Origin of the sequence: Pseudomonas petrae (assembly GCF_021728295.1) — a bacterium.
In the GTDB taxonomy this organism is placed as follows: Bacteria; Pseudomonadota; Gammaproteobacteria; order Pseudomonadales; family Pseudomonadaceae; genus Aquipseudomonas; species Aquipseudomonas petrae.
The window spans coordinates 293,464-316,798 of sequence record NZ_JAKJXE010000008.1; the positions used below are offsets into that span (position 1 = coordinate 293,464).

Annotated in this window: 17 protein-coding genes and 1 pseudogene; 7 read left to right on the forward strand and 11 right to left on the reverse strand. The window is 61.0% G+C overall.

What is annotated here, in order from left to right; all coding sequences use genetic code 11:
* Positions 1 to 159: 159 nt before the first annotated feature.
* From L4G42_RS16275 to L4G42_RS16290, 4 genes and pseudogenes are all read left to right on the forward strand, one after another.
* Positions 160 to 1,821: pseudogene (locus L4G42_RS16275) on the forward strand (hybrid sensor histidine kinase/response regulator); the annotation flags it as partial.
* Positions 1,822 to 2,050: 229 nt separating this feature from the next.
* Positions 2,051 to 2,614 carry an alkyl hydroperoxide reductase subunit C gene (ahpC, locus tag L4G42_RS16280; protein ID WP_122534640.1) on the forward strand — a complete coding sequence of 188 codons (564 nt, stop codon included), beginning with the start codon at positions 2,051 to 2,053 and terminating at the stop codon, positions 2,612 to 2,614.
* Positions 2,615 to 2,777: 163 nt separating this feature from the next.
* Complete coding sequence (ahpF, locus tag L4G42_RS16285) at positions 2,778 to 4,340, forward strand: alkyl hydroperoxide reductase subunit F (protein WP_237253212.1); 1,563 nt, start codon at positions 2,778 to 2,780, stop codon at positions 4,338 to 4,340.
* A 373-nt stretch (positions 4,341 to 4,713) separates the two neighbouring features.
* Positions 4,714 to 5,019, forward strand: a complete 306-nt coding sequence (locus L4G42_RS16290; RefSeq protein WP_205483022.1) for a DUF1883 domain-containing protein — start codon at positions 4,714 to 4,716, stop codon at positions 5,017 to 5,019.
* 69 nt (positions 5,020 to 5,088) lie between these two features.
* Here the strand turns inward: L4G42_RS16290 and L4G42_RS16295 are convergent, their stop codons facing one another.
* Complete coding sequence (locus L4G42_RS16295; protein ID WP_237253213.1) at positions 5,089 to 6,828, reverse strand: dipeptidase; 1,740 nt, start codon at positions 6,826 to 6,828, stop codon at positions 5,089 to 5,091.
* A gap of 322 nt (positions 6,829 to 7,150) precedes the next feature.
* Between L4G42_RS16295 and L4G42_RS16300 the strand changes: the two genes are divergently transcribed.
* On the forward strand, positions 7,151 to 8,179 hold the full coding sequence (locus L4G42_RS16300; protein WP_237253214.1) for an alpha/beta fold hydrolase: 1,029 nt from the start codon (positions 7,151 to 7,153) through the stop codon (positions 8,177 to 8,179).
* Between the two features lie 241 nt (positions 8,180 to 8,420).
* Entirely contained in the window at positions 8,421 to 9,035 is a 615-nt protein-coding gene (locus L4G42_RS16305; RefSeq protein WP_237253215.1) for a hypothetical protein, read from the forward strand.
* A gap of 1,058 nt (positions 9,036 to 10,093) precedes the next feature.
* Here L4G42_RS16305 and L4G42_RS16310 read toward each other — a convergent pair.
* The 8 genes from L4G42_RS16310 to L4G42_RS16345 all read right to left on the reverse strand — a co-directional run bounded on the left by L4G42_RS16310 (position 10,094) and on the right by L4G42_RS16345 (position 19,708).
* Entirely contained in the window at positions 10,094 to 11,029 is a 936-nt protein-coding gene (locus L4G42_RS16310) for a carbohydrate kinase family protein (protein WP_237253216.1), read from the reverse strand.
* Positions 11,030 to 11,061: 32 nt separating this feature from the next.
* Positions 11,062 to 12,543, reverse strand: a complete 1,482-nt coding sequence (xylB, locus tag L4G42_RS16315; protein WP_237259503.1) for a xylulokinase — start codon at positions 12,541 to 12,543, stop codon at positions 11,062 to 11,064.
* 23 nt (positions 12,544 to 12,566) lie between these two features.
* On the reverse strand, positions 12,567 to 14,084 hold the full coding sequence (locus tag L4G42_RS16320) for a mannitol dehydrogenase family protein (protein WP_237253218.1): 1,518 nt from the start codon (positions 14,082 to 14,084) through the stop codon (positions 12,567 to 12,569).
* Positions 14,085 to 14,118: 34 nt separating this feature from the next.
* Positions 14,119 to 15,222 (reverse strand): ABC transporter ATP-binding protein, encoded by a 1,104-nt coding sequence (locus tag L4G42_RS16325; protein ID WP_237253219.1) that lies wholly within the window; start codon positions 15,220 to 15,222, stop codon positions 14,119 to 14,121.
* 164 nt (positions 15,223 to 15,386) lie between these two features.
* Positions 15,387 to 16,220, reverse strand: coding sequence for a carbohydrate ABC transporter permease (locus tag L4G42_RS16330; protein WP_237253220.1), 834 nt, complete (start codon positions 16,218 to 16,220; stop codon positions 15,387 to 15,389).
* Between the two features lie 10 nt (positions 16,221 to 16,230).
* On the reverse strand, positions 16,231 to 17,163 hold the full coding sequence (locus L4G42_RS16335) for a carbohydrate ABC transporter permease (protein ID WP_133771368.1): 933 nt from the start codon (positions 17,161 to 17,163) through the stop codon (positions 16,231 to 16,233).
* Between the two features lie 75 nt (positions 17,164 to 17,238).
* On the reverse strand, positions 17,239 to 18,561 hold the full coding sequence (locus L4G42_RS16340; RefSeq protein ID WP_237253221.1) for an ABC transporter substrate-binding protein: 1,323 nt from the start codon (positions 18,559 to 18,561) through the stop codon (positions 17,239 to 17,241).
* 241 nt (positions 18,562 to 18,802) lie between these two features.
* On the reverse strand, positions 18,803 to 19,708 hold the full coding sequence (locus L4G42_RS16345; RefSeq protein ID WP_237253222.1) for an AraC family transcriptional regulator: 906 nt from the start codon (positions 19,706 to 19,708) through the stop codon (positions 18,803 to 18,805).
* Positions 19,709 to 20,861: 1,153 nt separating this feature from the next.
* Between L4G42_RS16345 and cobF the strand changes: the two genes are divergently transcribed.
* Positions 20,862 to 21,623: a precorrin-6A synthase (deacetylating) gene (gene cobF / locus L4G42_RS16350; RefSeq protein WP_237253223.1), complete on the forward strand. Its 762-nt coding sequence runs from the start codon at positions 20,862 to 20,864 to the stop codon at positions 21,621 to 21,623.
* Positions 21,624 to 21,633: 10 nt separating this feature from the next.
* Here cobF and L4G42_RS16355 read toward each other — a convergent pair whose 3' ends face one another.
* The gene (locus L4G42_RS16355) at positions 21,634 to 22,947 is read right to left on the reverse strand and encodes a glycosyltransferase (protein ID WP_237253224.1); all 1,314 of its coding nucleotides are present in this window, start codon (positions 22,945 to 22,947) and stop codon (positions 21,634 to 21,636) included.
* Entirely contained in the window at positions 22,937 to 23,299 is a 363-nt protein-coding gene (locus L4G42_RS16360) for a response regulator (protein ID WP_237253225.1), read from the reverse strand. The genes L4G42_RS16355 and L4G42_RS16360 overlap by 11 nt, the downstream gene beginning before the upstream one ends.
* Positions 23,300 to 23,335: the final 36 nt, after the last annotated feature.

Sequence of the window (23,335 nt, forward strand, 5' to 3'; positions counted from 1 at the left end):
GGCTTGCATAACACGCGTTATTGAACACCGCACGGCACACGTGAACGGTCCGGCCTCCATGGAGGGAGCTGGACGAGCCATTGTTTTTAGGGACGGACCCACTCTTTGACCAGCACGAGTTTTTCGGCAGCCATGCCCTTGAATCCAGCAGGACCTGATGACCAGGCGCTTTCCAGAACCGAAGCGCTTGAGGAAAGTGAGCGGCAGTTTCGCAGCCTCGCCGACAACATGAGTCAGTTGGCCTGGATCGCCGACCCCGCCGGGCGCATCCATTGGTACAACGAACGCTGGTACAGCTACACCGGCACATCCCATGAAGCGATGATGGCGCTGGGTTGGCGATCGTTGCATCACCCTGATCATTGCCAGCGGGTCGAGTCGCGCCTGCAGCGCTGCTTCGCGACCGGCTCGTTATGGGAGGACACGTTCCCGCTGCGCGGCAAGGACGGCCAGTATCGCTGGTTCCTGTCCCGCGCGTTGCCGATCCGCGATGAGCGCGGCAGCATCACCTATTGGCTGAGCACGAGCACAGACATCACGGCGCAGGTCAGTGCCGAAGATGCATTGCGCGAGCTGAACGAGAGTCTTGAGCAGCGCGTTGCCGAGCGCACCCGCGAACTGGCCGAAAGCAACGAACGCCTGCAGATTGAAATCAGTGAGCGCGCCCAGGCCGAAGAGGCCCTGCGCCACGCGCAGAAGATGGACGCCATCGGCCAGCTGACGGGCGGCATCGCCCATGACTTCAACAACATGCTGACGGGCGTGCTTGGCGCGTTGGACCTGATTCAGCGTCGGGTGGCCGCAGGGCGTGTGTCGGAGATCGATCGTTACATCGAGGCCGCCATGGGTTCGGCCAACCGCGCCGCGTCACTCACCCATCGCCTGCTCGCGTTCGCCCGTCGCCAGTCCCTCAATCAGCGGCCCGTCGACGTCAATCACATGGTGACGTCGATGGAAGAACTGCTGCGTCGAACCATCGGCGAAAGCATCGAGCTGGAGGTCGATCTGCACGCGACCTCGTGCCTGACCAACACTGATGAGCACCAGCTGGAAAACGCCTTGCTCAACCTGGTTATCAACGCCCGCGACGCGATGCCCGATGGCGGCCGGCTGTTGATTCAGACCGAGCTGACCCACATTGCCCTGTTGCAGGATGCGCTGGCGCCGGGCGACTACGTGCGCCTTCGTGTCCAGGACACCGGGCTGGGCATGTCCAGCGAGGTCATCGCGCGGGCCTTTGACCCGTTTTTCACCACCAAGCCAATCGGGCAGGGCACCGGGCTGGGCCTGTCGATGGTTTATGGCTTCATCAACCAGACCGGTGGCCGGGTCAGTATTTCCAGCGAAGAAGGTCGCGGCACGCGGATCGACTTGCTGTTGCCGTGTCATCACGATGCCGCCGAGCGTCCGCCCGCCATTGACCGCAGCGTTGAGCCGCCTCGCGCCAGTCAGGGCGAGCGCGTGCTGGTGGTCGAAGACGAGCCTGACGTGCGCATGCTGGTGGTGGATGTGTTGAAAGATCTGGGCTATCGCGTCGAAGTGGCCGGCGACAGCCATGAAGCGCTGCCGATTGTACAAGGGGCAGAGCCGATCGATCTGCTGGTGACGGACGTTGGGCTGCCCGGTTTGAACGGACGCCAGCTGGCAGAAATCGCCCGTCAGCATCGCCCTGGGCTGAAGGTTCTGTTCATGACTGGCTATGCCAAAGAGGCGGAGGTCCGCGGGGACTTTCTCGACGATGGCATGGATCTGCTCACCAAACCCTTCAGCATCGACGAACTGGCCCAGCGGTTGCGACGTCTGATTGAGTCGAGGGTGTAGGACCGGCTGGATCAGTATGGCCGGCTTTAGCCGGGAAGCTTTCCGGCCGAATGGGCGGGTCGCCCAACCGAACCCTAACCAACAACGTCTTCTATTAATAAAGCATCCTTATAGTCAAAACCAATCGTTAGCATGAGCTTTGCCAATGAGTCCCTGCTGACGATTTTGCGTAGTATCCTCCCCATCGAATTTGTATCACCCATTTTCACAACCCTCAGGAGATTCACCGATGCCTATCATCAACAGCCAAGTCAAACCGTTCAAGGCAACTGCTTACAAGAACGGCAACTTCGTAGAAGTGTCGGACGCCGACCTGAAAGGCAAATGGTCTGTGGTGTTCTTCTACCCGGCTGACTTCACCTTCGTTTGCCCAACCGAGCTGGAAGACCTGGCCGACAACTACGCTGCATTCCAGCAGCTGGGCGTCGAGATCTACAGCGTTTCCACTGACACCCACTTTGCTCACGCTGCCTGGCACAACACTTCGCCAGCCATCGGCAAAATCCAGTACACCATGATCGGCGACCCGACGCTGACCATTTCCCGCAACTTCGACGTACTGATCGAAGAAGCAGGCCTGGCTGACCGTGGCACCTTCGTGATCAACCCGGAAGGCGAAATCAAAATCGTCGAACTGAACGACGGCGGTGTTGGCCGTGACGCTTCCGAGCTGCTGCGCAAAATCAAGGCCGCTCAGTACGTTGCTGCACACCCGGGCGAAGTCTGCCCAGCCAAGTGGAAAGAAGGCGAGGCCACCCTGGCACCGTCCCTGGACCTGGTTGGCAAGATCTAAGTCGTCATGACCGGATCGGGGGCGATGAGCCCATAAGCACGTAAACCGCATCGCCCCCAAAAAACGCCCGGGCGGTCATCGCTCGGGCGTTTTTTTTTGCAGAACCCGTTATCCAGACGCTGAAAAGCATCTAGACCCTGAAAGTGAAAAAGGAAGCCGAACCATGTTGGACGCCAATCTTAAAGCTCAGTTGAAATCTTACCTGGAGCGGATCACTCGCCCGATCGAGATCATTGCGTCCCTTGATGACGGCGCAAAATCCCAGGAAATGCTGACCCTGCTCAATGACATCGTCAGCAGCTCCGACAAGATCACCCTGGACACCAATGGCAGCGATGCACGCACGCCGTCCTTCGCCCTGAACAGCCCGGGCCAGGACATCAAGCTGCGCTTTGCCGGCTTGCCAATGGGTCACGAATTCACCTCGCTGGTGCTGGCGCTGCTGCAAGTTGGCGGCTACCCGTCCAAATCCTCCGAGGACACCATCGAACAGGCTCGCAGCCTGACCGGTGAGTTCAAGTTTGAAACCTACTTCTCGCTGACCTGCCAGAACTGCCCGGACGTGGTCCAGGCACTGAACCTGCTGGCCGTGCTCAACCCGAACGTGCAGCACGTCGCCATCGAAGGCAGCCTGTTCCAGCAAGAAGTGACCGACCGCCAGATCATGTCGGTGCCAAGCCTCTACCTGAACGGTGAGCTGTTCGGCCAGGGCCGCATGAACCTGGAAGAGATTCTGGCGAAGATCGACACCAGCGCCGGTGATCGTCAGGCCGAGAAGCTCCATGCCAAAGAAGCGTTCGACGTGCTCGTCGTCGGCGGTGGCCCGGCCGGTTCCGCCGCAGCGATCTACGCGGCTCGCAAAGGCATTCGTACTGCCGTGGCTGCCGAGCGTTTCGGCGGCCAGGTGCTGGACACCATGGCGATCGAGAACTTCATCTCGATGCAGCACACCGAAGGGCCGAAGCTGGTCGTTGCGCTCGAAGAGCACGTCAAGCAGTACGAAGTAGACGTCATCAACCTGCAGCGCGGCGAGCAGCTGATTCCGGGCAAGAATGGCGAACTGCACCAGGTCAAGTTCGCCAGCGGCGGCGTGCTCAAAGGCAAGACCGTGATTCTGGCGACCGGCGCACGCTGGCGTGAAATGAACGTCCCGGGTGAGCAGCAATACCGCAACAAGGGCGTGGCGTACTGCCCGCACTGTGACGGTCCGCTGTTCAAAGGCAAGCGCGTTGCGGTGATCGGCGGCGGCAACTCCGGTGTGGAAGCGGCCATCGACCTGGCCGGTATCGTGTCCCACGTGACCCTGCTGGAATTCGACGCCAACCTGCGCGCCGATGCGGTTCTGCAACGCAAGCTGCACAGCCTGCCCAACGTGACGGTATTGACCAGCGCGTTGACCAGCGAAGTGACCGGCGATGGCCAGAAGGTCAACGGCCTGCGCTACAAGAACCGCATCACCGGTGAAGAAATCACCGTTGAGCTGGAAGGTATCTTCGTGCAGATCGGCCTGCTGCCGAACACCGAGTGGCTCAAGGGCACTGTCGAGCTGTCGCCACGGGGCGAGATCATCATCGATCAACGGGGCGAGACGTCGATCCCGGGCATCTTCGCTGCCGGCGACGTGACCACCGTGCCGTACAAGCAGATCGTCATAGCGGTCGGCGAGGGCGCCAAAGCCTCGCTCAGCGCCTTCGACCACCTGATCCGCACCAGCGCCCCGGCGTGATGCCACGCCCACGCGGGTCCCACTGACTGCATGCAGTCTTCTAGTGGGACCGGCTTCAGCCGGGAAGGCGTCGGTTGCCACACTGCAAAACTGATGGGGTACACACCGGCCTCTTCCCGGCTAAAGCCGGTCCCACTAAAACGCGTTCCACGCATGCAGTGGGATCGGGTGTACGCCGACTTGTGGGACCGGCTTCAGCCGGGAAGGCGTCGGTCGCCATCCCATTGAACCAAGCGCCAGAAACAGAAAAACCTCATGAGCAATCATGAGGTTTTTTTTGCTCTGTAGCGGATGCGTTCATGGGACCACAGCCTTCCGGGCCAGGGCTCCATGATATTCTCGCACCCGTTTTCATCACTGCCGTGGGATCCCCGTGAAATTCATCCATCAACGCGAACACCTGAATGAAGGCGACATTGTGGTGATCGAGTCCTCGAACGCCTGCAACATCCGCCTCATGAGTGACGCCAACTTCCGCAGTTTCAAGAACGGCGGTCGGCACACCTATCACGGCGGCGCCTTCGACCGCTTCCCGGCGAAAATCGTCGTGCCCAGCACCGGCTTCTGGAACATCACCCTGGACACGGTCACCCAACGGGCGATCAGCGTGACGCGCAAGCCCAACCTCAAACACTCGATCAAGATCGTGCGCCGGACTGGCTCCACGCTTCAGCACTGAGTCCCTGATGACTGCGCATTCAGCGGCGCGAGTCAGGCCCGCCATTGCAGCGGGCCCGGGGCAGGGCGGTCAGAGTTTCGGCAGTTGACCGATGCGGCCCATCATCTCGGTGACGATCTGCAAGTCCAACAGGAACTGCTCGGTGGTCTTGAACTCGGCGTCGGTGTGACCGGTGTATTTGACGTCGGGTTTGGCCAGGCCGAACTGCACGCCGTTGGGCAGCTCATGCACTGACGTGGCGCCGGCCGAAGTGCCGAACTTGTGCTCCATGCCCAGGTTCTCGGTGGCCACGGCCAACAGCGCCTTGACCCACTCACCCTCGGGATTGCGGTACATCGGCTCGGCGATCGAGTAATCCAGGCCCGGCGTGATGTGGCTCTGCCGGGTCCATGCGGTCAGCTTCTGCGCGATGTCCGCCTTGAGCGCTTCCGGTGATTTGCCCCTTGGCACGCGCAGATTGACCGCCAGCTTGAAGGCTTTGTCGTCCATCGCCACGTAGGTCAGCGAGGCCGTCAGCGGGCCCATGAACTCATCGCTGAAGCCGATGCCCAGTTTGCTGCCGAGGTAATCCAGGCCCCAGTTGTCAGCGGCATAGCGCGCGGCGTCGGTGATTGCGTTGTGCTTGAGCGCGACTTTACCGTCCAGGCCGTTGATAAAATCGAGCATCCGCGCCACCGGGTTGACCCCGGACTCAGGCTCGGAGGAATGCGCCGACACGCCGGTGACCGTCAGCTTGACGTCCTTGCCGGCGACTTCTGCGTCGATCTTGCAGTTGCCGCCGTTGCGCTGGGCGTAATCGGAACCGGCTTTTTGCAATTCGGCCGCCAGTTCAGCCGGGCGATCGCTGACCAGCGTCACGACTGATTTCGACGGGATCTGGTTGGTCGCCATGCCGCCGGTTATCGAGGTGATTTCTGCGCCCGTGCCTTCGGCGGTGCGGCGGGGGAAGCTGGCCATGACCGTGCCGTAGCCCTTTTCCGCGATGACCACCGGGTAGCTGCCGTCGAGTGCCAGATTGTAGGCCGGCGTCGGGTTGCGCTCGAAGTAATAGGGAATGGCGTCGCCGGAGGTTTCTTCGGTGGTGTCGATCAGCAGCTTGAAATTGCGCGCCAGCGGCAGCTTCTCCTCCTTGATCACTTTCATGGCGTACAGCGCGACGACGATGCCGTTCTTGTCATCCTCGGTGCCGCGCCCGTACATGCGGTCGCCGATCAGGGTCACTTTGAACGGATCGAGGCGAGTGCCATCGGCCAGCACCCAGTTTTCCGGGGTGACCGGGACGACGTCGGCGTGGGCATGAATCCCTACTACTTCAGGGCTTGAGCCCTCAAGGGAAACTTCATAGACGCGGTTGTCGATATTGCGGAAGGTCAGGTTGAACGACTGGGCGAGGGTTTTGATTTTCTCGGCAATCTTGATGAACGCCGGGTTGTCGTGCTGTGCGACGCCTTGGGTCTGGAACGTGGGAATGGCGACCAGCTCGCGCAGGGTTTCGGTGGCGGCGCTGCCGTATTTCACCCGCGCATAAACCCCCAGCAGGCGATGGATATCGTTCTGCTCATCGGCGGAAAGCTTTTTATTGGCGAGGAAGGCGTTGATCGCCGGCTCGATGCCCGCAGCCTTGACCACGTCGGTGGTGCTGACGGTCTTGAGGAACTGGCGGAAATCAGTGACGGCGTTTTCTTTGAAACTGCCGACAATCGTGCTGCTCTGCTGCGCGGTGAGGTTGGCGAAGGCGGCGGGCGCGAAGGCGGAGACGCCGGCGAACATCAGCGTGGCGGCGGCGAGGTGCTTGAGCGAAAAGTCCATTGGGTGTGACATTCCTTGGCAGGCATGTTGAGAGAAATGTCTGATCGTTCGATCAGAAACTACCGCACGCTACCATCGCCGGTGGAGCAGGGGGAGTCCTCATTCTGATATCTGTCGCCTTGAAGGGTGAAAGCGGCGCAGAACCATAAATGACTCAGGCTATTGAATGGCCTGAAAAAATAGTCATGAACCCGCCTGGCTCCTACGACATAACCGTCTACGCTGATGGCGCAGCGCGACGGCATGGTGGTGATGTACATGGTTTTCCGTAGGCACAAACCTTTCAGGCGTATCACGCCAGGCTTTATCACTAAGGGACTCCATGAAACTGCGTCAATACGCTGACCGGGCACTGTGTGCACTGTTGGTCATGATGAGTGTGGGCTTCTGCCAGGCGGCAGAGCAGCAGCGCGTGAACATTGGCTCGTTGAACATGACCGGCGGCAAACTCACGCAATGCGCGTTGGCTTATCGCACCTACGGCACGCTGGCGGCCGATCGCAATAATGTCGTGCTGGTGCCGACCTGGCTGGCCGGACGGACGTCCGATCAGGCCGACATGATCGGCCCCGGCAAGTTGGTCGACACTGATCGTTGGTACGTCGTGGCGCTCGACGCTATCGGCAACGGCGTGTCCTGCTCGCCGTCCAACAGCCCCAGCGCGCCGCGCCTGAAATTCCCGCAGTTCGGCATTCGCGACATGGTCAAGGCGCAACATCGACTGCTCGCCATGCACCTGGGCATCGATCACGCCCACGCCATCGTCGGCATCTCCATGGGCGGTATGCAGGCCTTGCAGTGGGCGGTGATGTACCCGGACTTCGCCAGCAAGGTGGTGACCATCGTCGCCACGCCCCACCCGACCGAACGCGACCTGCAGGCGTGGAATTCGGAACTCGCCGCCATCGAACGCGCACCGGGCTGGAACGACGGTAACTACGCGCCGGGCACGGTGTTCAAACAGCTCACGGCGGTACACAACGGCTATTTGTGGACGCCCGAACGCAGCGCGGCGAAGACCCTGGCGAACAGGCCCGCGCCTGCCGGAAACCTGCCCGCGGCGACAGCCAGCCAGCCGTTCAGCACGGTCGACTGGTACCGGCAGTTGCAGGCGATGACGTCGTTCGACCTGCTGCGTCACGGCGACATGGCCGCGCTGGCCGGGAAAATCAAGGCGCGGTTGCTGATCATTACTTCTGAACAGGACCGCATGGTAGACCCGGCACCTTCCAGGGCGCTGGCGGCGCAGAAGGGCGCCCAGCTGCTGGTGCTGAACAACGATTGCGGGCACATGGCGCCGGCGTGTGAGGCGGACAAGGTGAATGAGGCGGTGAAGGGGTTTCTCAAGTAGCGCTGGTGACTGGTGGGTAGGTGGCAGATTGCTGTGGGTCATGCACTGCTGTGGCCACTGCGGCAACGCGGCGGCGAGAATCTGCCGCAGATGGCAAGCATTGTTTGATTACGCGGCCAGTCGTGGCTTGGCACGTGCTCTGCAGGCCAGTGCTGGCGGGCCTTTCAGGACACCTCACGCGGTATGGCATCGGTTTTGCTGCTGTCGGGCTACATCGGACAACCTGAACAGGAGGTGAAAGATGTTAATCGGCAACAGTGCCATCCAGCAGTTCGTGTCGAAGGCCGTAAGCCACACGCATTACGCCACGGCGGACACGGATGCCTACACCAGCGCCATGGCCGGCGCTGCCACACCCGTGGCGGCGATTGCGAGCAATGGCGAAGGCGCGGCGCAAAGCAGTAATGACGGCAAGCAGGGCTACGACGAGTCGTTTGCCAAAATGATGGTGAACCTCAAGGCAGGGGCGGCCAACACGGCGTCGTCGGTGACGGATGATGACAAGGCGGCAGCGGCTGCGGCGTTTGTGTCCAGCGCTGACAAGCAGGTCGCGTCGTCTGACACCGTCAGCAAGACCGTCTCCGATGAACTGGCGGCCAGTGATGGCGCGGCGGGTTCTGACGGCGTGGGTTCGGTGAAGGATCAGTTTCTGTCCTACATGAACCAGACGGATGCGGAGAAGGTGCGGCAGCGATTGACGGGCGTCAGCAAGGCGGAATATGACGCCATGACCCCGCAGGAGCAGGCAGCGGTGGACAAGCAGGTGACCGAGCTGCAGAAGCAGAAGACGGATCAGCAGGTCGCTGAGCAGGAGGTGAAGACCAGGATCGCCATGGCGAAGGCTGAGATGGCCTGATCGGTTGACACTTCGGGGGCTCTGCCTAACGGCAGAGCGTTTCGTTTAGGTCAAGGGCGTCTGCCTAACGGCAGACATTTCGCCTTCGGCGAGTTACTTGATAAAGCCCCAAGTAACCAAGGGCTTATGCTCTCGGTTGGGCCCGACTTCGTCGGGTTCCTTCACTCCGGTCCCGCTCCGTGGGCCCGCGCCGAACGGACATCCATGTCCTGACGGCGCTCTCGCCGCATCCATGCGGCTCGACCCACTGCGCGAAACCTCCGTTCAGCCTGCACCCAAGTCGCGTTTTGTGGTGTCTGGGCTTTTTGCGTATGAAGATCAAGAGCAGATCAAGAGCTTCCCGGCTGAAGCCGGTCCCACTGACTGCATGCACATTCATTGTAGGAGCGCGCTTGCCCGCGATGGCGTCCTGTCAGCCACACAGATGCCACTGACCCACCGCAATTCGCGGGCAAGCGCGCTCCTACAGGGGATCTTCATCACGCCGAAGGACGTTCTCGACACGCAGGCCGCAGATGCTGCTGGCGTTCTGATCGTTCCCACGCTCCGCGTGGTAACGCCGCCCCCGACGCTCCGCGTCCCGCAGACGACGCGCATTCAGGCCTGGGGAAGTGACGCGGAGCGTCACAGGACGCATTCCCACGCGGAGCGTGGGAACGATCACAGTGTGTACGCGGTGCTTTAGTGGGACCGGCTTTAGCCGGGAAGCTCTTGATCTGCTCTTGATCTGCTCTTGATCTTCATACGCAGAAAGCTCAAACACCACAAAACGCGACTTGGGTGCAGGCTGAACGCAGACGACGCGGAGTGGGCCGAGCGGCATGGATGCCGCGAGAGCGCCGTCAGGACATGGATGTCCGTTCGGCGCGGGCCCACGGAGCGTCGTCGGAGAGAGGGAATCCCGACGGAGGAGGGACCTAGCCAGGAGCAGGGCCTTTTTGGTTACTTTTTCGGCTCTTGGAAAAAGTGACCCGCCGTAAGGGCGGAACCATAATCCCAGCGCTCCTAAACAATGGATATGACTCAATATCCGGTGCACCGCTTTTAGAAGCAGAAACCTAGACGACTTCCGCCCGGTACGGCAAATCAGGCCCCTCACGGGTACAGGTCACCGCCGCCGCCGCCACCGCAAACTCCAGCATCTTCGTCAGCGTCGCCTTATCCACCCCTGCCAGACTGCCCGGCGCATCCAGACCCCGCTCCGTCAGAAACGCAATCAACGCCGCCTGAAACGTATCCCCGGCACCCACCGTATCCACTGTGTCCACCTTGCGCGCCGCCACCGACCACGTGCCCAGCGCCCGCGTAAACACCGTCGCGCCCTGACGACCGCGGGTCATGACCACCCACTGGCAATTGTCCTTCAGCCAGCCCTCGGCCACCGCTGCCGCGTCCTTCTCCGGATACAACAGCTCCAGATCCTCATCACTGACTTTGATGATGTGCGCGTGCTCGGCAAACTTCGCCACCTGACTGCGCCACAACTCAATGCTCGGCGCCGGGTTCAAACGCACGTTGGGGTCGAACGTGATCAACCGCTTCGCGCTTTCCCGTCGCACCAGCGTCAGCAGCGTATCGGCGACCGGCTGCACCACCAGCGAGAACGAACCCACATGCAGTCCACGCACGCTGTCGTCCAGCGTCGGCAGATGCTCGACGCTCAACATCCGGTCCGCGCAGCCTTCACCGCGAAAGCTGTAATGCGGCGAGCCGTCGGCGCCCACGGCGACCATCGACAGGGTGGTTGGCGCGTCGACGTGCACGAGAAAGTCATCGCGCACGCCTTCTTCCGCGAGCACGGTCGCCAGGCGCTTGCCCAGGTAATCGCTGGAAATCCCGGCAAAAAACCCGGCATCGATGCCCAGCCTGCGCAGCCCGACGGCGACGTTGAACGGCGAACCGCCGGCAATGGCCTGAAACCCTACTTTGTTGCTTTGTCCGCTGTCCGGCTGACAGAAAAAGTCGAACAGTGCTTCGCCACAGACCAGATACATAGTTGCTCCATTAAGGCCGACGGGGCTGTCCGTCAGAGGCCCTGCAATTGATTGCGATAGTGCTGATAAACCGCGTGGTACGCCGCAACGTGTTCGGCCACCGGCCGGGTTTCGCTGGCCGGATCGAGGCTGACGCAACGCTCGGTCAGCGCTTGCAGCGACTCACCGTCACCCTCGGCGTGGGCATGACACCACGCCGCCTGAATCGCCGCGCCCAGGGCTGCCGCTTCAGTGCCGGTAGTGCAGATGACCGGCGTGTCCATGATGTCGGCGACGATCTGCCGCCAGACCGCGCTTTTAGCGCCGCCGCCGATCAGGCGGATGTTATCGCTCTTAATGCCGCTGTCGCGCAACAGGTCCAGGCCGTAACGCAGGCCGAAGGTGGTGCCCTCGACCACCGCACGGCACAGGTTGGCCTGGGTCAGGTTGGTGCTGTCCAGCCCGAGAATGCTTCCGGTGGCGTGGGGCAGGGCGGGCACGCGTTCGCCGTTGAGGAACGGCAGCACGAGCACGCCCTGGGCGCCGATCGGCGAGGAAGCGACCGCCGTGTTGAAGGCGCCGATGTCCAGCGCGAACAGCTCGCGGATGGCACTGGTGGCGTTGGTCAGGTTCATGGTGCAGATCAGCGGCAGCCAGCCGCCTGACGAGGAACAGAAGGTCGCCACCGACGGTTGCGCGCTGACGTTGCCTGCATCGGCAAAGGCGTAGACCGTGCCCGACGAACCCAGGCTCATGGTGATCGAGCCCGGTGCGATATTGCCGGTGCCGATCGCGCCCATCATGTTGTCGCCGCCGCCGCTGGAGACGATGGCATTCGGGTTGAGGCCCAGACGCTGGGCGATGGCAGGGAGAATCTTGCCCACCGGGTGATGCGATTCGATGAGTTCCGGCAGCGCCTTGACCAGCCGGCCGCTGGGATCGATGTGCTCAAGGATCTCGAGGTCCCATTCGCGGGTGCGTACGTTGAAATAACCGGTGCCCGATGCATCGCCGAACTCGCTGCAACTGCGGCCGGTCAGCCAGTAATTGAGGTAGTCGTGGGGCAGCAGAATCTTGTCGATGCGGGCGAACAGTTCGGGGAACTGTTCTTTGCTCCACAGCAATTTCGAGACCGTGTAGCCCGGCGCGATGGCAATACCCAGACGCTCCAGCGAACCGGCCTCACCGCCCAGATACGCCAGCAGCTGATCGTTTTCCGGGGTGGATTCGGTGTCGCACCACAGCTTGGCCGGGCGCAGGACCTGGCCCGATGCATCGAGCATGACCAAGCCGTGTTGCTGACCGGAAACACCGATCGCCTGGATGTCCGCGCCGGACACCCCGGCCTGCTGCAATGCCGCCGCCGTTGCCTGCTCGAACGCATCGAGCCATTCCTGCACATCCTGTTCGCGGCGACCGTTGGCGCCACTGATCATGTGGTGCGCACCCGAGCCTTCGCCCAGAACCTTGCCGCTAACAGCATCCAGAACAATCGCCTTGGTGCCTTGGGTGCCGCAATCGATGCCGAGAAACATGTTCACCTCTTTACCTCTGAAGCTCAGACGGTTTTCGCTAACAGGTTTTCCAGGGTTTTGCTGACGCCCAATTGCTTCAGGCTGTTCAGGTTGTGCTCGAACGATGCCACGAACTCGGCCGACCGGGGAATCGCCGCGCCAAAGATTTCTTCCACGTCCAGCAGGCGCTGGGTGACCAACACGTCATCGGCCACCAGCGCCTTGCAGAAGTCGGCGCGCGGGTCGACCACGGTGTACGGCACGCCGTTTTCCCCGGTGAAGTCGCGGGTCCCGTTGCCCTGCAGGTACAGCGCCCAGGCTGCGACCACCAGCGAGGCGCGGTCCAGGTTGCCGCTGTCGAGGATCAGACGGTTAATCGTCGGCACGGTGAATTTCGGAAATTTCGACGAGCCGTCGGAGCACACGCGCTCCAGCTGATCGGCAATTGCCTGATTGGAGAACCGATCAATCAGGGTCTGTTTGTATTCGGTCAGGTCGATGCCCGGCACCGGCGCCAGTTGCGGGGTGACGTCCAGGTCCATGTAGGTGCGGATGTAATCGACGAACAGCGGGTCGTTCATGGTTTCGTGGACGAACCGATAACCCTTCAGCGCGCCGAGATAGGTCAGCGCCAGGTGGCTGCCGTTGAGCAGCTTGATCTTCATTTCTTCGTACGGAGTCACGTCGTCGGTGAACTGCACGCCGACCTTTTCCCAGGCCGGACGGCCGTTGACGAACTTGTCTTCCAGCACCCACTGCACGAACGGTTCGCAGACCACCGGCCAGGCGTCGTCGATGCCTTTCTGGTCGTGCAGTTGCAGGCGGTGGGCGGTGCTGGTCATTGGCGTGATGCGATCGACCATGGCGTTGGGGAAGCTGACGTTTTCAGCGATCCAGTCGTGCAGCTCCGGGTCGCGCAGTTGGGCGAACGCCAGCAGGGCCTTGCGTGTCACGGCGCCGTTGTGCGGCAGGTTATCGCAGGACATCAGGGTGAACGCCGGTGTGCCTTCCGCGCGGCGTCGTGTCAGGGCGGCGCACAGATAACCGAACACGGTCTTCGGTGTCGCGGGGTGTTCGAGGTCGTACTGGATCTGCGGCAGGTGGCTCATGAATTCGCCGGTGCTGTCGTCGATGCAGTAGCCGCCTTCGGTGATGGTCAGCGAGACGATGCGGATGTCTGCGCTGGCGAGTTTGTCGATCAGCGCCAGGTCACTGTCGGTGGACATGAGCATCTGGCTCATGGCGCCGATCACGCGGGTTTCGGTGTCCGGGGTGTCACCCAGTTCGAACAGCGTGTAGAGGAAATCCTGGCCCTTCAGCGCTTCGAAGTTGCCGCGGTCTTCTTCGCGCAGGCTGACCCCGCAGATGGCCCAGTCCAGGCCTTCGCCGCTGTGTTCATTTGCCCCGAGAGACATCAGCGCATCGGTGTAAAACGCCTGGTGGGCGCGGTGGAAACCGCCGACGCCGATGTGCGCGATGCCATGGCGACGCTCATCGAGGGAGTAGGCGGGGATGGCGATGCCGGCGCCCAGATTGGAGAGGTTCTGCTTGTTCAGTTTCATGACGGTGTTCCCGAATTCTGTGGAGTGCGATGAATCAGGCTGCGGCCTGCAGCGCGCGGCGGATGACCTGGCCCTGAGCGTCGAACAGGTGGCAGTGCGCGCTGTTCAGGTGCAGTTTCAGGGTTTCGCCGTACTGGCTGGCCAGGTCACCGCGAATACGCATGGTCAGCGGCTCGCCGGAGGTGGTGCGCACGTGGCAATAGGTATCGCTGCCCAAGCGTTCACTGACGTCGGCGATGACGGTCAACTGGCAATCACCCTCGTTGGCCAACTCCAGGTGCTCAGGGCGAATACCCAGGGTCACGGCATCGCCCACGCTCTGTTGCGCGTTGGTGAAAGGCAGCAGCACTTTCGCCCCGGCGTCCAGGGTGACTTCACAGGCCGACGCTTCGACGCGGCTGATCTTGCCCTTGAGGAAACCCATTTTCGGCGTGCCGAGAAAGCCCGCGACGAACAGATTGGCCGGGTGGTGGTACAGCTCCAGCGGCGAGCCGACCTGCTCGACACGACCGCCGTTGAGCACGACAACCTTGTCGGCCAGGGTCATGGCTTCGACCTGGTCGTGGGTGACGTAGATCATCGTCGCCTGCAGCTCTTTGTGCAGGCGCGACAGCTCCAGCCGGGTCTGCACACGCAGGGCGGCGTCGAGGTTGGACAGCGGTTCATCGAACAGGAAGATTTTCGGGTTGCGCACGATGGCGCGACCGATCGCTACACGCTGGCGTTGACCGCCCGACAGTTGCTTGGGCTTGCGTTCCAGCAGCGGGCCCAACTCGAGGATGCGCGCGGCTTCATCGACCTTTTTCTTGACCTCGGCCTTTGGCGTACCCGCCAGGTCCAGCGCGAACGACAGGTTTTTGCCAACGGTCATGTGCGGGTACAGCGCGTAGGTCTGAAACACCATCGCCAGGTCGCGCTTGGCCGGGGTCACTTGAGTGATCTCGCGGCCATCGAGTTCGATGCTGCCGCTGGTGACGTCTTCCAGACCGGCGATCAGGCGCAGCAGGGTGGACTTGCCGCAGCCCGACGGACCGACGAAGACCACGAATTCACGGTCCTTCACGTCCAGGTCGATGCCTTTGATGATCTGGTGGCCGTCGAAGCCTTTTTGCAGATTTCTGATTGTCAGGTTAGCCATGATGGGCTCCAGTTTTATTCTTCAAGAAGGGCCATGTGTTCGCGTGGCCTCAACACCGACCTGTAGGAGCGCGCTTGCCCGCGATCGCGGTACATCAAGCGATAAATTCACCGCTGACCCACCGCAATCGCGGGCAAGCGCGCTCCTACACAGGGCTGCGTTAGTTATTTCACGGCACCAAACGACAGGCCGCGGACCAGTTGTTTCTGGCTGATCCAGCCGAAAATCAGGATCGGTGCGCAGGCCAGGGTCGACACTGCCGACAATTTGGCCCAGAACAACCCTTCAGGGCTGGAATAGGAAGCGATCAGCGCAGTCAGCGGTGCGGCATTCGAGGAGGTCAGGTTCAGCGACCAGAACGCTTCGTTCCAGCACAGGATCAGCGACAGCAGCGCCGTGGATGCCAGCCCGCCCTTGCAGATCGGAATAAGCACCCGAAAGATTTCCTGCCGTGTCGTCGCACCGTCCAGCCGCGACGCTTCGAGAATCTCCCCGGGGATGTCCTTGAAGTAGGTGTAAATCATCCACACCACGATCGGCAGGTTGATCAGCGTGTAGATCACGATCAGCGCGATGCGCGAATCCAGCAGGCCGAAGGTCTTGGCCAGCAGGTAGATCGGCATCAGCACGCCCACCGGCGGCAGCATCTTGGTCGAGAGCATCCACAACAGCGTGCCCCTGGTGCGTTTGGTTTCGAAAAACGCCATGGAGTAGGCCGCCGGCACCGCGATCAGCAGGCACAGGATCGTCGCGCTGAAGGAGATCAGGATCGAGTTCCAGGCGAAGTGGAAGTAGTCACTGCGCTCCTGGATGTGCAGGTAGTTTTCCAGGGTCGGCGTGAAAATGAACTGCGGCGGCGTGGCGAACGCGTCGATCTCGGTCTTGAAGCTGGTCAGGACCATCCAGAAGATCGGGAAGAAAATCAGCGCCGCGATCAGCCACGACAAGGTGCCGAGCAGGGCACTTTGCAGGCGACGGGATTGTTTGAGCGTCATCATGGCCTTGCCCTCAAGACTTGTCGGTGAGGTTTTTGCCGATCATCCGTACCAGGATGATCGCGGCAATATTGGCGATCACGACGGCAATCAAACCGCCTGCCGATGCCATGCCCACGTCGAATTGCAGCAGTGCCTGGTTGTAGATCAGGTACGCCAGGTTGGTGGAAGCGAAGCCCGGGCCGCCGTTGGTGGTGGTGAAGATTTCGGCGAACACCGAGAGCAGGAAGATCGTTTCGATCATTACCACCACGGCGATCGGGCGCGCCAGGTGCGGCAGGGTCAGGTGCCAGAAGATCGCGATCGGGCCAGCACCATCCAGCCGCGCCGCTTCTTTCTGTTCCTGATCCAGGGACTGCATGGCGGTCATCAGAATCAGGATCGCGAAGGGCAGCCACTGCCACGACACGATGATGATGATCGACAGCATCGGGTAATTCGCCAGCCAGTCCACCGGCTGAGCGCCGAACAGCTTCCAGACCCAGGCGAGGATGCCGGACACCGGGTGGAAAATCAGGTTCTTCCAGATCAGCGCGCTGACCGTCGGCATGATGAAAAACGGCGAAATCAGCAGCACGCGCACGATGCCACGACCGAAGAACTCACTGGCTTCCAGCAGCGCCGAAATCAACACACCAAGGATCACGCTGATGGCCAGCACGCTGCCGACCAGCAACAGCGTGTTCATGGCGCCGGGCAGAAAACCTGCGTCGGTGACGAAGAATTCGAAGTTCTCAAGCCCGACGAATTCGTTTTCGCCGGGGTTGAGCAGGTTGTAGCGGATCAGCGAAAAGTAGATGGTCATGCCCAGTGGCACGATCATCCAGACCAGCAGCAACAGCACCGACGGGCTGACCAGAAACCAGCCGGGCTTGGTGACACTGCCTTTGGCGGACGACTTATCGTCAGCTGCGGCGGTGCGTGGGGTGAGGGTTGAGGTGTTCATGTTGACTCCGAACCGGGCAAAAGCGTGAACGTGGGCGGCAGGCAATTGGCGCCTGCCGCCTTCAAGCAGCGGGTGTCAGCCCTTCTTCGGGTAACCCGCGCGCTTCATTTCACGCTCGACCACGTTTTGCGCGCTGGTCAGGGCCTGATCCACGCTGGATGTGCCCACCAGTGCTGCCGAGAACTGTTGGCCGACGGAGGTGCCGATCGACTGGAACTCGGGGATAGTCACCAACTGGATGCCTACGTACGGAACCGGCTTGAGGGTCGGCGCCTTCGGCGTGACGGCCTTGAGGGATTCCAGGGTGATGTTGGCGAACGGCGCGGCTTGTTTGTAGGCATCGGTGTAGGTCGATGCGCGGGTGCCTGGCGGTACGTTGGAGACGCCGTCTTTCTCGGCCACCAGCGCGGCGTACTCTTTAGACGTGGCCCATTCGGTGAAGGCGCGCGCGTCCTTGTCGTTCTTCGCGCTGGTCGGGATCGCCAGAGCCCACGAGTACAGCCACGCCGAGCCCTTGTCGGTGACTTCATGGGGCGCATAGGTGAAGCCTACGCTGTCAGCCACTTTGCTCTGTGATTTGTCGGTGACGAACGAGCCGGCGACGCTGGCATCCACCCAGATCGCGCATTTACCGCTGTTGAACAGCGCGAGGTTTTCGTTGAAGCCGTTGCTGGAGGCACCGGGAGGTCCGTCTTTCTTCATCACGTTAGTGTAGAAGGTCAGCGCGTTCTTCCATTCAGGCTGGTCGAATTGCGGCTTCCACTGTTCGTCGAACCAGCGGGCGCCGAACGAGTTGGCGATGGTGGTGATCAGCGCCATGTTCTCGCCCCAGCCGGCCTTGCCGCGCAGGCAGATGCCGTACTGTTCCTTGGACTTGTCGGTGAGCTTGTCGGCGTATTCGGAGATCTGCGTCCAGGTCGGACGTTCCGGCATGGTCAGGCCGGCTGCCTTGAACAGGTCTTTGCGGTAGTAGGTGATCGAGCTTTCTGCGTAGAACGGCAGGGCGAAGAGTTTGCCGTCGACCGACAAGCCATCGCGTACCGACGGGAATACGTCGTCCAGCGCGTAGGACGCAGGCAGATTGGTCATTTCCTTGAGCCAGCCCTTGGCGCCCCAGAGTGAGGCTTCGTACATGCCGATGGTCAACACGTCGAACTGGCCGCCTTTGGTGGCGATGTCGGTGGTCAGACGCTGACGCAGTACGTTTTCTTCCAGCACGACCCACTTGAGCTTGATGTCCGGGTGCTGTTCTTCGAAGGTCTTGGACAGCCGCTGCATGCGGATCATGTCGCTGTTGTTGACGGTGGCGATGGTCACATCACCGGCAGTGGCGGCGGTGCAGAGAGACAGGAGGGTCAGACAGGTACCGGCAAGGAGAACATTTGCAGAGGTCTTCATTTATCACTCCTCTTCTGCGCCCAGGCGACGACAGAAGCTTGGTTATTGTTTTTGTTTCTTCCGGAGGTCTGGAAGAATGTCAGTTGATTACAGCCTTGTACGCGCTGGTTGACAAATCCTGCGACGCACTTGAACTGATACTTTTTTGCACTGGGAATTCCGACGGCCACGTCGTGGAACTGCACCAGCGCATGGTGCGGGGCAGTTCCAGCGTAGTTGAAGGGCGCGAAGGGGCAACGAATCAGTACAGGTTTTGTTCGGTCAGGCGCTGCACGGCAAGGCGGCGATAGTGCGAAGGGGTCATGCCTTTGAGCTTCTGAAAGCGCCGATTGAAGTTGGAGATGTTATTGAAACCCGACTCGAAGCAGACGTCGGTCACCGGCCGGTCGCCATCGGCGAGCAGTTCGCAGGACTTGCTGATGCGCAGCCGGTTGACGAACTCGACGAAGCAGCGCCCGGTGGCCTGCTTGAACACGCGGGAAAAATAGGTCGGCTTCATGCCCAGGTAGTCCGCCACTTCTTCCAGCGGCAGCTCGCGGGCGTAGTGGGTGAAAATGTATTCGACGGCTTTGTTGGTGCGCTCCACGGCGTGATCGTCGGACAGCCGGGACGCGGTGGTGCCCGACAGCAGTTGGAAATCATCACTCGCCGCCAGCACTTCCAGCAGAATGAAAAAGTGCCCCAGCCGGGTCATGCCCGTGGTATCGGCGATCTTTTGCATCAGTTTGGTGGCTTGGCGGATGGTGCGTTTGCAGCGGAATTCGATGCCGTACCGGGCACGTTCGAGCAGCGGCGCCAGGGTCTTGAGTTCGGCGAACACCTGATTGCCGCTTTCGAGCAGCTCTTCGGTGAAATTCACCAGCATGTCGCGCTTGGGCACGACCTCGTCTTCTTCGATCTGGCTGATCCAGTTGTGCGGAAGATTGGGGCCGGTGAGAAACAGCGTCTCGGGGTAGAAATTGCCGATGTAATCGCCGACGAAGACCTTGCCGGAACTGGCGACGATCAGGTGCAGCTCGTATTCCTTGTGGAAATGCCAGCGCACGAGCGGGCAGGGAAAACCGTGCTCGCGGTAGATGATCGACAGCCCATTGTGGTCATCCATCAGCTCGTAGGAAGGGTCGGTGACTCTTGTTGTTTTGGTCATGCGGGTGCCGGTCTGGAGAATGGCGTGGGGTTAATGTGCACTATTTGCCGGGCGGAATACAGACGCGGGTTTTAAACAGATGCAGATGAACGCACGAATTCAGTGGGACCGGCTTTAGCCGGGAAGAGGCCGTTTTGAGCGCCATCAATCCTGCAGAGTGACGTTCGACGCTTTCCCGGCTAAAGCCAGACCTACAGGTCGAACGCGGTGTTCCAGTAGGACCGGCTTCAGCCGGGAAGAGGCCGTTTTGAGCGCCATCAATCCTGCGGCGTGGCATCCCACGCTTTCCCGGCTAAAGCCAGTCCTACAGGTTGAACGCGGTGCTTCAGTAGGGCCGGCTTCAGCCGGGAAGAGGCCAGTCTAAGCACCATCAAATATGCGGCGTGACGTCCGACGCTTTCCCGGCTAAAGCCAGTCCTACAGTTTGAACGCGGTGCTTCAGTAGGACCGGCTTCAGCCGGGAAGAGGCCAGCCTGAGCACCATCAATTCTGCAGAGTGACGTCCGACGCTTTCCCGGCTAAAGCCAGTCCTACAGGTTGAACGCGGTGTTTCAGTAGGACCGGCTTCAGCCGGGAAGAGGCCGTTTTGAGCGCCATCAATCCTGCAGAGTGACGTTCGACGCTTTCCCGGCTAAAGCCAGACCTACAGGTCGAACGCGGTGCTTCAGTAGGACCGGCTTCAGCCGGGAAGAGGCCAGTCTAAGCACCATCAAATATGCGGCGTGACGTCCGACGCTTTCCCGGCTAAAGCCAGTCCTACAGGCTACACGCGGTGTTTTAGTAGGACCGGCTTCAGCCGGGAAGAGGCCAGTCTAAGCACCATCAAATATGCGGCGTGACGTCCGACGCTTTCCCGGCTAAAGCCAGTCCTACAGGTTGAACGCGGTGCTTCAGTAGGACCGCCTTCAGCCGGGAAGAGGCCAGTCTAAGCACCATCAATTCTGCAGAGTGACGTTCGACGCTTTCCCGGCTAAAGCCAGACCTACAGGTCGAACGCGGTGTTCCAGTAGGACCGGCTTCAGCCGGGAAGAGGCCAGTCTAAGCGCCATCAATTCTGCGGAGTGACGCTCGTCTGCGGAGTGGACTAACCATACCCATCAACAACCCGATACGCTGATGCACCTTGCGAATGCCTTCAGAGAACCGCCACCCCATGAAAAAAATCCACGTCATCGGCATCGGCGCGGGCAATCCCGAGCACATCACCGTTCAGGCGATCAAGGCGCTGAACAGCACCCAGGTGTTTTTCATCCTCGACAAGGGGTACGCCAATGACGACCTGCTGGCGTTGCGCCGGGACATTTGCGAGCGCTACATCGAGGGGCATGACTATCGTCTGGTGCAGGTGAGCGATCCCAGGCGCAAGGGCGATGCGCCGTCTTACCGCAGCGGGATCGAACACTGGCACGAGCAGCGCGCCGTGCTGTTCGAGCAGCTGATCGCCGATGAAATAAAGGCAGGCGAGACCGGCGCGTTTCTGGTGTGGGGCGATCCGGCGCTGTATGACAGCACAATGCGAATTCTCGATCAGGTGCTCGCCCGCGGCCGTGAATCATTCGCCTACGAAGTCATTCCCGGCATCACCAGCGTGCAGGCGCTCGCCGCCGGGCACCGCATCGGGCTGAACCGCATCGGCGAACCCATCAACATCACCACCGGCCGGGAGCTTGAAGCGGAGCAGGGCGAGCACATCAGCAACAGCGTGGTGATGCTCGACGCGCATTGCACCTTCGAGCGGTTCGTCGATCAGGCTTTGCACATCTATTGGGGCGCTTACCTGGGCACCCCTGACGAGATGCTTATTTCAGGCCCGCTGCACGAAGTCAGCGCGCAGATACGTCAGGCGCGTGAAGCCGCGCGTGCGCAGAAGGGCTGGATCATGGACACCTACCTGTTGCGCCGCGCCGTCAGCTAGACAAAATGCCTCAGGCGTTTTTGTTCTTGGCTTCGATCCACTGCGACATGTACTGCGTGCTTTTGTGCTGATGATGGCGAAGCATCGCGCCGGTGAAGTTGGCCGTGCGGTGGGCCTGCAGCGTTGCCCGCAGCAAAAGTATGCGTTCGATCAGCACAGCGCAATGGCGGTCATGGCCAAAGCGCGCCGGCAGCAATTGCCAGCCGTCCCGTTGCGCGTGTTCCCAGCGGCCCTGATCGCTGTAAAGACTGACTGCCGCGTCCGCCAGCCCTTGCGCATCACAGGCCACGGCGCCGGGAAATGCCAGTTCGTCGTGCATGGCCTCGGCGCCGATGGGCGTGGTGACGGTTGGCGTGCCGCAGATCATGGCATCGATGATCTTGCCCTTGATCCCCGCGCCGAATCGCAACGGCGCAAGCGATACCCGCGCCGCACCCATCACCTCCAGCGCATCTTCGGCCCAGTTCATGATGTGAAACCCCTGAGCAGCGTTATGCAACGCTGCTGCCTTGGGCGGCGTATAGGCGCCATACACATGAACCTGAGCGGAGGGCAATTGCGCGCGAATCAGCGGCCAGACGGTGTTTTTCAGCCACAGCACGGCATCCCAGTTCGGGGCGTGGCGGAAGTTGCCGATGGTGATGAAATGCGCCCGGTCTTCAAAGCGCTGCGGGCAAATGGGCACATCGCGCCGCTCTCGCACAAGCAGCGGTACCCAATGCAGCTGGGCGGCGGGCACCGAAAACAGCTCGGTCAACAGGCCGATTTCGACGTCGGACACCATCAGGCTCAGGTCACTGCGGTGGATCGCGGCGATCTCGCGCTGGGCCAGGTCAGTGGTCGCCATCCGTGTGAACAGCTGATCCCGAGACGTCTGGAAATAATCCGTCAGGTCCGCATCGGGCTTGCCGTCGAGCCGTTCCTTGACCGCCTGATGACGGGCATGGCGCAGGCTCTGCAGGTCGGAACTCTCAAGCAGGCGAAGCGCGTTCGGGCAGTGCTTTTCCACCCGCCAGCCGAACTGCTCTTCCATCAGAAACTGGTCGAACACCACCACGTCGGGCTGCAGTTCACGGATAAAGGCGTCAAAACTGCTGTGATTGAGGGCGATGGCGACTTCAGTGATGCCCAGCGCGGCCAGGTCCGCCTTGTGCTCGCCTTCGGTAGCGGCGCTGGCGAAGGTGATCTGCCAGCCCTGTTCGAGAAAACAGTCGATCAGCTGCATGACATGCCCGCTGGCCGCAGACGATCGCGGCTCGGGCCAGACGTAGCCAATGATCAGCACATGGATCGGGGATCGCTGCGCCGGTTGCTCAGTTGCCAAGAATGCCCTTTACCTTGTCACGCAGCTGGTCGATGGAAAACGGCTTGCCGATATTGTGCATGCCCTCTGGCACATCAACGGAATCCGCGTAGCCACTGGCGAACAGCACCGGAATGTCCTGGCGAATCTCACGTGCCTTCAGTGCCAGATCTTTACCGTTCATGTCGGGCAGGCCCAGGTCAGTCATCATTAAGTCGATGGTCTTGTCAGCGTTGTTCAGAACCGTAAGGGCCTCGGCTGCGTCGGCCGCTTCCAGCACTGTGTACTCAAGCTCCTCGAGGACGTCGACAATCAACATCCGGACGATGTTGTCATCTTCGACCACCAGAATCGTGCGGGGTGAATCGGACATGGCAAGTTCCTTAATTGGGCGGGGAGCGCATCACAC

Excerpts from the sequence above, each read along its gene's own strand:
- L4G42_RS16340 (WP_237253221.1), bottom strand. The coding sequence starts at position 18,561 with ATGAAGACCTCTGCAAATGTTCTCCTTGCCGGTACCTGTCTGACCCTC.
- L4G42_RS16330 (WP_237253220.1), bottom strand. The coding sequence starts at position 16,220 with ATGATGACGCTCAAACAATCCCGTCGCCTGCAAAGTGCCCTGCTCGGC.
- L4G42_RS16320 (WP_237253218.1), bottom strand. The coding sequence starts at position 14,084 with ATGAAACTGAACAAGCAGAACCTCTCCAATCTGGGCGCCGGCATCGCC.
- L4G42_RS16360 (WP_237253225.1), bottom strand. The coding sequence starts at position 23,299 with ATGTCCGATTCACCCCGCACGATTCTGGTGGTCGAAGATGACAACATC.
- cobF (WP_237253223.1), top strand. The coding sequence starts at position 20,862 with ATGAAAAAAATCCACGTCATCGGCATCGGCGCGGGCAATCCCGAGCAC.
- ahpF (WP_237253212.1), top strand. The coding sequence starts at position 2,778 with ATGTTGGACGCCAATCTTAAAGCTCAGTTGAAATCTTACCTGGAGCGG.
- L4G42_RS16325 (WP_237253219.1), bottom strand. The coding sequence starts at position 15,222 with ATGGCTAACCTGACAATCAGAAATCTGCAAAAAGGCTTCGACGGCCAC.
- L4G42_RS16305 (WP_237253215.1), top strand. The coding sequence starts at position 8,421 with ATGTTAATCGGCAACAGTGCCATCCAGCAGTTCGTGTCGAAGGCCGTA.
- L4G42_RS16310 (WP_237253216.1), bottom strand. The coding sequence starts at position 11,029 with ATGTATCTGGTCTGTGGCGAAGCACTGTTCGACTTTTTCTGTCAGCCG.
- L4G42_RS16335 (WP_133771368.1), bottom strand. The coding sequence starts at position 17,163 with ATGAACACCTCAACCCTCACCCCACGCACCGCCGCAGCTGACGATAAG.
- L4G42_RS16300 (WP_237253214.1), top strand. The coding sequence starts at position 7,151 with ATGAAACTGCGTCAATACGCTGACCGGGCACTGTGTGCACTGTTGGTC.
- L4G42_RS16345 (WP_237253222.1), bottom strand. The coding sequence starts at position 19,708 with ATGACCAAAACAACAAGAGTCACCGACCCTTCCTACGAGCTGATGGAT.
- xylB (WP_237259503.1), bottom strand. The coding sequence starts at position 12,543 with ATGTTTCTCGGCATCGATTGCGGCACCCAAGGCACCAAGGCGATTGTT.
- ahpC (WP_122534640.1), top strand. The coding sequence starts at position 2,051 with ATGCCTATCATCAACAGCCAAGTCAAACCGTTCAAGGCAACTGCTTAC.
- L4G42_RS16295 (WP_237253213.1), bottom strand. The coding sequence starts at position 6,828 with ATGGACTTTTCGCTCAAGCACCTCGCCGCCGCCACGCTGATGTTCGCC.